14 protein-coding genes and 1 pseudogene are annotated in these 9,563 nt (G+C 30.7%); 13 read left to right on the top strand and 2 right to left on the bottom strand.

From position 1 onward, the window contains the following. The 3 genes and pseudogenes from V7056_RS17215 to brfA all read left to right on the top strand — a co-directional run. Nucleotides 1–348 (top strand): annotated as a pseudogene (locus V7056_RS17215) (nuclease-related domain-containing protein); the annotation flags it as partial. A gap of 168 nt (nucleotides 349–516) precedes the next feature. Continuing rightward, on the top strand, nucleotides 517–813 hold the full coding sequence (locus V7056_RS17210; protein ID WP_499703634.1) for a hypothetical protein: 297 nt from the start codon (nucleotides 517–519) through the stop codon (nucleotides 811–813). A gap of 73 nt (nucleotides 814–886) precedes the next feature. Next, complete coding sequence (gene brfA, locus V7056_RS17205; RefSeq protein WP_499703633.1) at nucleotides 887–1,105, top strand: ribosome rescue factor BrfA; 219 nt, start codon at nucleotides 887–889, stop codon at nucleotides 1,103–1,105. A 42-nt stretch (nucleotides 1,106–1,147) separates the two neighbouring features. Here brfA and V7056_RS17200 read toward each other — a convergent pair whose 3' ends face one another. Next, nucleotides 1,148–2,122 (bottom strand): hypothetical protein, encoded by a 975-nt coding sequence (locus V7056_RS17200; protein WP_499703632.1) that lies wholly within the window; start codon nucleotides 2,120–2,122, stop codon nucleotides 1,148–1,150. Between the two features lie 197 nt (nucleotides 2,123–2,319). Here V7056_RS17200 and V7056_RS17195 point away from each other — a divergent pair, with 197 nt between their 5' ends. Then, nucleotides 2,320–2,517: a hypothetical protein gene (locus V7056_RS17195; RefSeq protein ID WP_499703631.1), complete on the top strand. Its 198-nt coding sequence runs from the start codon at nucleotides 2,320–2,322 to the stop codon at nucleotides 2,515–2,517. 83 nt (nucleotides 2,518–2,600) lie between these two features. Here V7056_RS17195 and V7056_RS17190 read toward each other — a convergent pair whose 3' ends face one another. Continuing rightward, a complete protein-coding gene (locus V7056_RS17190; RefSeq protein WP_499703630.1) occupies nucleotides 2,601–3,509 on the bottom strand; it encodes an alpha/beta hydrolase in 909 nt (302 codons plus the stop codon). A 169-nt stretch (nucleotides 3,510–3,678) separates the two neighbouring features. Here V7056_RS17190 and nagZ point away from each other — a divergent pair, with 169 nt between their 5' ends. From nagZ to V7056_RS17145, 9 genes are all read left to right on the top strand, one after another. Next, a complete protein-coding gene (gene nagZ / locus V7056_RS17185; RefSeq protein ID WP_499703629.1) occupies nucleotides 3,679–5,391 on the top strand; it encodes a beta-N-acetylhexosaminidase in 1,713 nt (570 codons plus the stop codon). Nucleotides 5,392–5,461: 70 nt separating this feature from the next. Continuing rightward, nucleotides 5,462–5,734, top strand: a complete 273-nt coding sequence (locus tag V7056_RS17180) for a hypothetical protein (protein ID WP_499703628.1) — start codon at nucleotides 5,462–5,464, stop codon at nucleotides 5,732–5,734. A 178-nt stretch (nucleotides 5,735–5,912) separates the two neighbouring features. Then, nucleotides 5,913–6,542 carry a sporulation-specific diadenylate cyclase CdaS gene (gene cdaS / locus V7056_RS17175; protein ID WP_499703638.1) on the top strand — a complete coding sequence of 210 codons (630 nt, stop codon included), beginning with the start codon at nucleotides 5,913–5,915 and terminating at the stop codon, nucleotides 6,540–6,542. A gap of 144 nt (nucleotides 6,543–6,686) precedes the next feature. Beyond that, complete coding sequence (locus V7056_RS17170; RefSeq protein ID WP_499703627.1) at nucleotides 6,687–7,115, top strand: DUF4395 domain-containing protein; 429 nt, start codon at nucleotides 6,687–6,689, stop codon at nucleotides 7,113–7,115. 191 nt (nucleotides 7,116–7,306) lie between these two features. After that, on the top strand, nucleotides 7,307–7,444 hold the full coding sequence (locus V7056_RS17165) for a MerR family DNA-binding transcriptional regulator (protein WP_499703626.1): 138 nt from the start codon (nucleotides 7,307–7,309) through the stop codon (nucleotides 7,442–7,444). A 9-nt stretch (nucleotides 7,445–7,453) separates the two neighbouring features. Further along, complete coding sequence (locus V7056_RS17160; protein WP_499703625.1) at nucleotides 7,454–7,651, top strand: MerR family transcriptional regulator; 198 nt, start codon at nucleotides 7,454–7,456, stop codon at nucleotides 7,649–7,651. After that, nucleotides 7,648–8,100: an SRPBCC family protein gene (locus V7056_RS17155; protein ID WP_499703624.1), complete on the top strand. Its 453-nt coding sequence runs from the start codon at nucleotides 7,648–7,650 to the stop codon at nucleotides 8,098–8,100. The genes V7056_RS17160 and V7056_RS17155 overlap by 4 nt, the downstream gene beginning before the upstream one ends. 242 nt (nucleotides 8,101–8,342) lie before the next feature. After that, a complete protein-coding gene (locus V7056_RS17150) occupies nucleotides 8,343–8,921 on the top strand; it encodes a cupin domain-containing protein (protein WP_499703623.1) in 579 nt (192 codons plus the stop codon). A 232-nt stretch (nucleotides 8,922–9,153) separates the two neighbouring features. Beyond that, on the top strand, nucleotides 9,154–9,540 hold the full coding sequence (locus V7056_RS17145) for an Imm50 family immunity protein (protein WP_499703622.1): 387 nt from the start codon (nucleotides 9,154–9,156) through the stop codon (nucleotides 9,538–9,540). The last annotated feature ends 23 nt before the right edge of the window (nucleotides 9,541–9,563 follow it).

Here is a 9,563-nt window from a genome sequence, read left to right as displayed (position 1 = left end):
AAAATCCATTCAAATGATTTGATTGTGTATGACACAGAATTATCGGATATAATTAATAGGAAAATCAATGTGTTAAAATTACAGGAAAAGGCGAAAATTTTTACAGATGTAGAAATTCTTACAATGCAAACTAATTTAATGCAGGGTAATATTGTCGATGAGCGTATTAGGGAAGAGCATATAAATTTAATTAAGAAAGCAATTGTTCAACCTAAGAATGTTAACACTAATTCAAACTCAAAGTGTGCTATTTGTAGTAAGAATGTATCTGAAAAAGTCGTGACTTATTGTTTAACGAATAAAGAAAAGTTTAAAGGGAAAATATATTGTTTTGATCATCAAAGATAGAGATTAATAGAAGCATACTAAATGCTAGTTATATCGTTTTTAAATAGACAACTTCCTTCATATAGGTGTTGTCATTTTTTATGCCAAAAAAACCTAGAAAAATTTGGACTAATGAGCCAAATACTTTAATATATGAAGAATAGAAATAAAATAATAGGTAGGTTCAAAATGAAAAAATATATATTCATCATCATTTTAGCAATCGTTTTATTTATCTCAGCAAAAACGAATCCAACGAAACATCAATTTGTTGTATGGGCCAAAGATAAACTAGTTGAAGAATCAAATAATAAATATCTTAAATTTGGGATTGAATTAGTGGGGGATCACTTAATTAGTTCAGTTACGACAAAGCATGACTATGTCTTTTTTTCTCTTTATGAGGTAAAAGTATTAGATCAAGAGATTAAAGTTATTGGTGTATTTGACCGATTTATTCCGATTTCGAAAAAAGATGTGAAATAGCTACTTATATTGAGTGGAAAATTTCAAAGGTAAGTATATAATAGAAGAAGAAAATGACAAAAGAGGTGCTAATATGAGTAAATCAAAAGCAAGGAAATTTAGAGACAAATTAGCAAGAGAAGGAAACAGAAACCCAGAATTAAGTAGAAGTCCATTTGCAATGTTAGATTTAAATACACGTAAGACGAAAACTAAAAAAGATAAATTACAGCAAGTGAAGTATAAAAAACAGTCCTTTGGAAGAGATGATTTTCAAAAAAGGGACTGTTTTTTATTTTGTTTCATTTCATAAAAAAAAGAAGAGTAATAAATTACTCCTCTTTTTGATTCTTAATTAGTTAGTAGGTGTTTCAGTTGTTTCTGCAGGTTGTTCTTTCGCTTTATCGGCAAACTTTACAGGCAGATTCATTTTGTAAGCATCAATATCTGCTTTTATTTTTTCAATTAATGAAATATATATTTTAGCATCATTTGTCGTTTTGATAATAGCTATTTTAACTTTTAATACATCTCTTTTTTCGATTGCAGAATATAAGTCGTCACTGTCCATAAAATCCATCATATCATCAATAGAATCTTCGTTAATGTATTTTTCAGTAATTGACTCTAGGTCAGTTTGAATTTGCTTGTATAAAGGGTAATCCATATTAAGGACTTTATATGCATGAGATTGAACTTCTTGTTCGATTGTCAGTAATTCAATTGAACTTTTCAGCATTTTTGCCATTTCAATATCATAATTTTCATATTCTGTAGGCAACTGATTGTGAATATAAATTTCGTTTTCAGTGAACAATTGCTCTTCAATTTCATAAGCATAATCTTCAATGTCATACATTAAATCATCTTGGTAGACTAGGATAGCAAGTAATTTTGCTTTTTGTTTTACATAATATGTTTTTGCATTTTTTGTATCACCTTTTTTAAGGTAAGCATTAAAAGTAGCAGAAACTTTCTTCATGTCTATAGCTGTGTTATCTTTACGAGTTTTATCAAGTTTTGCTCTAAAACTTGTAATCTTCTTCGTTAGTTCATCTTTACCTGTATATCCATATTTTGTAAACTCTTTACTGTATCTTTGTAGATCCATGTAAAGCTCATAAATGTACTCATCATTTTCTTTAATATCTTTTTTATAGTTGTTTAAAGTCTTGTTGTATGCGCTAATCTGATTTTTAAATGCTGTTTGCGCTTGAGTTGTTTTTGAAGTGGTTTTTGCAGATGCTGCTGTCGGGACTGAACCTAAAAGAATTCCTGCTGTTATTGTCGTTGCAGTAACGAATGATGTAATTTTCTTAAAGTTTTTCATTTTGGTCTCCTCTATATGTAATGTGTTTTTCCCTATATTAGTATATTATAAGTTTTAAAAATATTAAATATAAATTAGTAAAATTAAATATACATTAAATTTATTATGCAAAAACGATTCCAAAGTAGCAGGAATTAGTGTTGCAAACTGTAATAAGTATAGAGCAGGGGGATGAGCAAAAAAAGGAGGAATGAAAAATGGGAGATTACCATTTTACAATAAATATGATTAGAAATATTATTGTGACATTTTTTCAAAATGGTATTTGGGTAGTAGGATTTTTTTACTTACTTAATAAAACTGTTTCAAGTAAAACTTTATTAAAAGCTTCAAAAATAATAATGATTATTGTATTCGTATGTTTATTGCTCTATTCAATTGATATCAATCGGTAATTTGTAGTTAAACTATATGCTAAAAAACGCTCAGAAATTATTTTCTGGGCGTTTTTTTAGTGAGATTAAAAGATATACGATCATTAATCCCTACCTGCATTTACTATTAAATGGGCGACTTTTCTCGGTTGTAATTTTGCAGTCGTCATATGATCTCCATGTCCTTGAATGAAACGGAAAATGCCTAATCTACTAGCCATATGTGGGTACCATCCATAAGTTTCTCCAGCAGGTATAGCTGTATCTTCAAGTAAGTTGATAAAGCTTCTAGGAGTAGTTAACTGATAAAATGCTTTTAAATCTAACTTTTCAGTCAGTGGTGCTGATGGTTCAGGGGTAGTAGAGTTATAGATTTGTTGAGCTGTTTGCAGGTCTGCTAAGTTAACGAAAACTTCCCTAAAATAAGAAAAAGGCAGTTTAATTGAATGGTCAGGGGATTGCTGTGCAAGTCCTAATATAAACTGCTGTCCTTGTGGTGGAAATTGATCTGCCATGCTTTCGCCATCTTTTAAAATAAAAGCATTCCAAAAGACTAATCGCTTAATTCGATCTGGAAGCTGTTCAGCTACTTTTTGGATGACGCTACCCCCAAAACTGTGTCCAACTAAAATGATGTTTTTTAAATTTTGTGTTGTAATATATTCAACAACAGACTGTGTAATCATTGCGTGGGTTACATTTTTGTTTTTATCTGTTCCATGACCTGGTAACTGAGGTGTATGGACGATATGCCCCATTTTACGTAATTCTCCAGCAATTCCATTCCAAAAAGTAGGGTCAGCCCAAGAGCCATGAATTAATACAAATGTTAGGATATGTTGACGAAAATATAAGTCATTATGATCTATCAATCCATTTTGAGTTGTATTTGTGTAATATTCGTTATTGAAATGATAAGGTTGATAAGAATATGGAGTTGATTGATTAGGATTCATATGTCTAAAATAATAGTTATATTGATGCATTACATCATTATGTTCTTTCGTAGTCATTAAAAAGGGTCCCTCCTTGTTAATCTTTCCCATGTTATGCATAATGAGATTGAAAGGTGCCCAATACATTATTAAAAATGATTAACAAAAATCAATTTCTAAAGAATTATACATAGATTGACATATAAGAATGTTTTAGGAGGAGTTAGCAATTAAAAGAGCTCTCTGGATGATCATTGGCATCATCCTAATATGTGGGATTAGTGTGTTTTATGTGAAGGGTGATGCAAAAGAAGAACATCCTTCAAAACAAAGTCAGCCTTCATTTCAAACTGAACAAATCGTTGAAGATGAAAGCGAATCGTTAGATGAACAAGAATTATTAGCATTAATTATTTCAAATGCTCAACAAGGTAAGATATCCGAAACGAGTATTTTTGTAGGTAAAACGGATATAAACGAGGTAATTGGAAGATTTGGATCGATCAGTCAAAAAGATGAGGTTGAAAAAGGAACGTATATAACGTTTAAAGACCCAGCAATCGCTGTCGGATATGATCAAGATGGATTTGTCTTTGAGGCGAGATCCTATAAACCGAATCTACATGAAATTCACTATGATTCGATTATTGAGTTATTACAGAATCCGACGACAATCAAATATTATAAAGATCAAGAAGTTGATCAAATTATTCTTGGTTATAAACTAGCTCATAATTATGAATTAAAGTTTATCTTACCACGACCAACCGATGAGAACCCGAATCCGTCAGTACATCATATATCTGTCTCAATGATGAATAATACGAATGAAGTCATACCTTCAGATTTTTTATCTATGAATATTGATGAGCAGATTAAAAACATGAGTTTAAATGAAAAAATTGGACAAATGATTTTTTCAGGAATTTATGGAACTAAGTATACTGAAGAAATGAAAAACTTAGTGCAGCAAAATAAAATTGGTGGATTTATTTTTTATAGTGACAACATAAAAAGTAAACAGCAATCTGTTAAATTAATAAACTCTTTAAAGAAGGCCAATGAATCGAATCCTCTGCCAATTTTATTTGGAGTAGATCAAGAGGGTGGAAGGATTTCTCGTTTACCAGCCAATATTGGAACAATTCCATCGAGTGAAGAAATTGGGAAGCGAAACAATCCTGAGTTGTCATTTGCAATTGGTCAAATCTTAGGGAAACAAGTGAAAACGTTTGGTTTTAACCTTGATTTTGCACCAGTACTTGATATTAATAGTAATCCAAATAACCCGGTCATTGGAGATCGCTCATTTGGTAATAGTGCTTCAATTGTGAGTGAACTCGGAATTCAAACAATGAAAGGAATTCAGTCGGATAATATCATACCTGTTATCAAACATTTTCCAGGTCATGGTGATACAGGTGTTGATTCACATTTAACATTACCAATCGTATATAAATCATACGATGATTTAAAAGACTTTGAATTGGTTCCTTTTAAGAATGCGATAAAGCAAAATGCCGATGTTGTGATGATTGCGCATATTTTATTGCCGAAAATTGATTCGAATAATCCTTCTTCAATGTCTAAAAAAGTGGTCACTAACATTTTAAGAAATGATATGCAATTTAATGGGGTCGTCATGACAGATGATATGACAATGGATGCGATTGGAAAACATTTCAACTTAGCTAATGCATCTGTAAAATCTATTCAAGCTGGAAGCGACATCATTATGGTTGCTCATGATACGAATAAAGTAAAAGCAGTATTTAAAGCAATTCAAACAGCAGTAAATAATGGCTCGATTTCAGAGGAACGTATTAACCAAAGTGTTAAGCGGATCATTTTATTAAAACAAAAATACAAAATTGATAATAAATCAGTACCAAATTATAGTAACGATGAGTTGATTGATAAAACAAATAGCGTATTAAAAAAATATCATTTTGAACCTTAAGGAAAAAAAAGGAAAATGCCAACTTTTGTCGAATTAATGATTAATGACAATGAGGAAAGGTGGTGTTTTTATGACTACGATGATATCTGATGCAGAGATGATGTTACTTGCGATCTTTAAAGAACTTCAAGAAAAAGAGCCTAATTTTGAAAAAGGGATCCATAATGAAGTTGGAGTTGCAATTGAATACGTTACACCTGCAATAATCGAACTAGAACAAGAAGGTTTTATCAACGGTATAATATGGATTAAAAGTGATGTAGATCAAAATGAAATACCTTCTTTTAATAATGTTGCTATAACACCGTCTGGAATGATTAAAGTAATAGAATTACTAAAATAAAAAGATAATAGGTAAAAATATATATTGTGATTAAATGGGATAAAAAAACCTCAGGGGGCATTCGTCTTCTGAGGTTTTTGGCATGATTTTTAAATGGAAAAGAATGGTATATGTTCCAGTACTGGTGGGTATAGTAAAATAAGCTAACTAGGTTTGAAAGAGAGTTGATGAATTGGAAATGGAAGAAATTGAATCTCAATTAACACCAACAATACAGAAAAATTTAACGAGTACACTTACACAAATCAATTCTAAAATTGAAGGAATGATCGGAAAAATAGAAAATAAAGGTTGCGGTATTTTAACAGAGTTTGAAGATATCCATCGTGTATTTAATAAACTACAATTAGAAGCTTCTTCCTTCTATTTAAATTCATATCTTTCTCCTTATACAGATATTTTTGAAGAACTGACAATTGCTGTGCAACATTTATCAGAGCGAAAGCATGGAGGATTAATTGTAGTTAAGCGGGATGATTCACTCGAACAGCTGATGAGTTCAGGTATACCAGTAGGGGCAACATTATCATCTGCTCTGTTAGAATCGATTTTTTATCCTGGTAGTCCGTTGCATGATGGAGCGGTTTTAGTTGAACAAAATACAATTATCTCCGCTGGGAATGTACTACCATTATCAAAAATTACATATGAAAATAAAAAACTAGGAACAAGGCATCGTGCAGCAATTGGGATATCAGAAGAAAGTGATGCGCTTGTCTTGGTCGTATCTGAAGAAACTGGCAAGATTTCTTTTGCGTTTAATGGGAGCTTATATCCTGTTCAGTCTGGTACACCGAATATATCTTGATTCTAAAAGTGATCAATTTGAGTAATCGCTTTTAAATTGTGTCATTTTTAATTTTTATGTAGTTCCAAGTTATATTAATTGTAAAGGGATTCGAAACATATTATGATTATACATAATTATTCCGATGTGAAAGGTTGGATATGAATGGCGAAATCAAAAAATGGCTCGATTCCATTACCATTAGTACGCGCAAATCAGTGGACGATTGTATTATCTGTATTACTAACTTTATTTACTGGTGTATTTTGGTTTTTGTTAATCCCATTATTAAGTGGCATAGGAGGACTGTTCTTGCAATTTAATCCAGTCATGAGAATTGCGAAAACCTTTTTGAAAAAAAATCATTCTGAATATATTCAAGAAGATCAGCAACAGCAAAACTTTAATCAAGTTATATCAGTAACTTTTTTAGCCATTGCATTTATTAGTGCATTATTAGGATTTAAGATTATATTTTATGTATTTACGATCATGGTTGGCTTAGCTGCATTCGTTGCAATACTAGGATTTTGCGTAGGTTGCTTTATTCATTTTCAATATAATCAATATAAATACAGAAGAAGCTTAAAATAATTTTTAGAAGAAGGGGAATCATTTATGGTTTCTCTTTTTTTATTGGATTGTTTTAAAAACACTAATCTTTTACTATTAAAAATTGCATTCTTCTTTTTGAATCAATTTAACTAAGGTATATACTAATTAAAGAGAAATAAATATTGACCGTGTGGTGTACCCCACAGTTTATGATGTAGTGGGAGGATAAAATGTATAAAATAGGTGATTTCGCAGAGATAACAGGACTAAGTAAAGAAACTTTGCGATACTATGCTGAAGTGAAGTTGCTTGAACCTGCTTATATTGATCCTAAAAATAATTATCGTTACTATGATGATGGAAGTTAGTTTCTTGCCATGCTTTTAAGCAAATTACGTAGATTTGGTTTTACGATTCAAGAAATGATTTCTGTTATGGAAGATGAGTCATTTACAAATTTAGAAAAGTTGTTAAATAATAAAAGAAAAAAGAACCAGCTGCAAATAGAAGATTTATCATTACATTTAGAGGAAATTGATGAATTTATTGCATCTGGTAAGGAGGAACCAAATTGATTCAGTGGAAAGAAGACGTTATCATCGAAACAAATATTGAAAAAGTATGGAGCTTATTTTTAGATAAGAACATTCAAAAAATCATGCCAAAAGTCGAAGAACATATAATAATTGAAAAGAACGAAAACGAAATTGGTGCAAAACACCAACAAAGCTACCGAGAAGGAAAACGAGTAGAAACATATATTGTGAATACATTAGACTATGAAGATACGGAAACTAGGAAGAAAAAGCAAATCAGCTTTGTATTAGCAAATGCATTTGAAACGAATCTACTGTTTAAACTTGAAAAAATAGATGAAAATCATACGAAATTTATTTATGAAGGTTCAAATAAAGGTGTTAATTTCGTTGGACGAGCAATGCTAAAGCTAGGGAATAAAAAAGGTGCTATGAAAGTAGTGGAAGATTTTTTACAAAGAGTTAAACAGGAAGCATTAAATATGTAGTTTATTAGTGGATTTTAGTAAACTTCCGGAAATTTTCAGAAACCTCCGGAATATTATTTTTCATAATTTTTGGAATGGATTTAAAACAAAAAAGGAACGTATTTCTTATTTGAAATATGTTCCTTTTTAATTATTTCTTATGCAACATGTGGCAGATTAGATAAATAAGATCATATATACAAGAGGGTACAATACCTAAAAAAGTGCATATGATAATTTAATAAATTTGTGGGGTGAAAAAAATGTATTTTGCACCTAGTATGTACCCGTACCAATATCTAAATCGTTTTCAATATCAATACCCTCATTATGTTAATGTTCCAAAGTATAACTATGTGAGATATCCCGATTACTGGGATATTTACGATGCTAACCAACTTGATTTTTTAAAATCATTAGAGGAAAGAAATAATATTGAGTTAAAAGATTATGGACCAAAACCGTTTGTAGTAAATATCAATGAGGCTACCAAGCAAAACAATACTTATCGTACCGCATTATGGACAGGAAATCATATACAAGTTACATTAATGAGTCTTAAAGTTGGGGAAGACATAGGATTAGAAATACACCCTAACGTTGACCAATTCTTACGCATTGAACAAGGTCAAGGGATCGTTCAAATGGGCAAAAGAAAAGATAATCTAAATTTTGCACAAAAAGTTTATGATGATTTTGCTATTATGATACCGGCTGGAACATGGCATAATGTTACCAACACAGGTAATATTCCATTAAAAATATATTCGATTTATGCACCTCCACATCATCCATTTGGTACAGTTCATGTAACTAAAGCAGATGCATTGGCAATGGAATAAGCTTAATTGATTCAACTTTTTTTATTTAACCAATTAACGCTTAAATGAACTGAAGAATTTAAGAAAAGAATTCTTATGTTAACATTTTTTCATGTATAACTAACGAAAGCATTAGTTAAACAACATGATCGACTGTATAGTCGGTCTTTTTTGTGCTAACTGACAGGATAGTTGAGGAAGGAAATGATAAAATAGTGAAACCAAATGAATGTGTTTTATGTAAAGATTGGGGATGGAGAATATTTGGATAGAACATTTTGGTGAGGAAAAATTTATCTCAATGATATACAATAATGTACCTCCTTTAGAAAATTTACGAATTGAAAAAATTGAGATAACTAGAGAAGGAGATAGAATATCAGTAGCTTTTGACTTGCCTATATATGCTGATAAACCACCAAGAAAATGGATTGAAAGAGGATATACGACCACTTATGTTGAAATTGATTTCTTTTATATTAAGGAAGTAAGCTTGAAATCAAATAATAATAAATATAGAGGTAACATTGATATAAAAAAGGATGTTGATATAGGTGATTTGATTGTCCATATAGGAGGTACAGTTGAAGCTAATATAAAAGCTGGTGCTGGTTTAATTCAATCCGTAAGCGGGTATTAAGGATATAGAACAAACGCATGAAA

It is taken from the genome of Bacillus sp. JJ664, assembly GCF_036962205.1.
GTDB lineage: Bacteria > Bacillota > Bacilli > Bacillales > Bacillaceae_G > Gottfriedia.
The sequence above is the reverse complement of the archived record's forward strand: the minus strand, read 5'-3'. Positions and strand labels throughout refer to the sequence as shown.

Excerpts from the sequence above, each read along its gene's own strand:
- V7056_RS17210 (WP_499703634.1), top strand. The coding sequence starts at position 517 with ATGAAAAAATATATATTCATCATCATTTTAGCAATCGTTTTATTTATC.
- brfA (WP_499703633.1), top strand. The coding sequence starts at position 887 with ATGAGTAAATCAAAAGCAAGGAAATTTAGAGACAAATTAGCAAGAGAA.
- V7056_RS17200 (WP_499703632.1), bottom strand. The coding sequence starts at position 2,122 with ATGAAAAACTTTAAGAAAATTACATCATTCGTTACTGCAACGACAATA.
- V7056_RS17195 (WP_499703631.1), top strand. The coding sequence starts at position 2,320 with ATGGGAGATTACCATTTTACAATAAATATGATTAGAAATATTATTGTG.
- V7056_RS17190 (WP_499703630.1), bottom strand. The coding sequence starts at position 3,509 with ATGACTACGAAAGAACATAATGATGTAATGCATCAATATAACTATTAT.
- nagZ (WP_499703629.1), top strand. The coding sequence starts at position 3,679 with ATGATCATTGGCATCATCCTAATATGTGGGATTAGTGTGTTTTATGTG.
- V7056_RS17180 (WP_499703628.1), top strand. The coding sequence starts at position 5,462 with ATGACTACGATGATATCTGATGCAGAGATGATGTTACTTGCGATCTTT.
- cdaS (WP_499703638.1), top strand. The coding sequence starts at position 5,913 with ATGGAAGAAATTGAATCTCAATTAACACCAACAATACAGAAAAATTTA.
- V7056_RS17170 (WP_499703627.1), top strand. The coding sequence starts at position 6,687 with ATGGCGAAATCAAAAAATGGCTCGATTCCATTACCATTAGTACGCGCA.
- V7056_RS17165 (WP_499703626.1), top strand. The coding sequence starts at position 7,307 with ATGTATAAAATAGGTGATTTCGCAGAGATAACAGGACTAAGTAAAGAA.
- V7056_RS17160 (WP_499703625.1), top strand. The coding sequence starts at position 7,454 with ATGCTTTTAAGCAAATTACGTAGATTTGGTTTTACGATTCAAGAAATG.
- V7056_RS17150 (WP_499703623.1), top strand. The coding sequence starts at position 8,343 with ATGTATTTTGCACCTAGTATGTACCCGTACCAATATCTAAATCGTTTT.
- V7056_RS17145 (WP_499703622.1), top strand. The coding sequence starts at position 9,154 with ATGGAGAATATTTGGATAGAACATTTTGGTGAGGAAAAATTTATCTCA.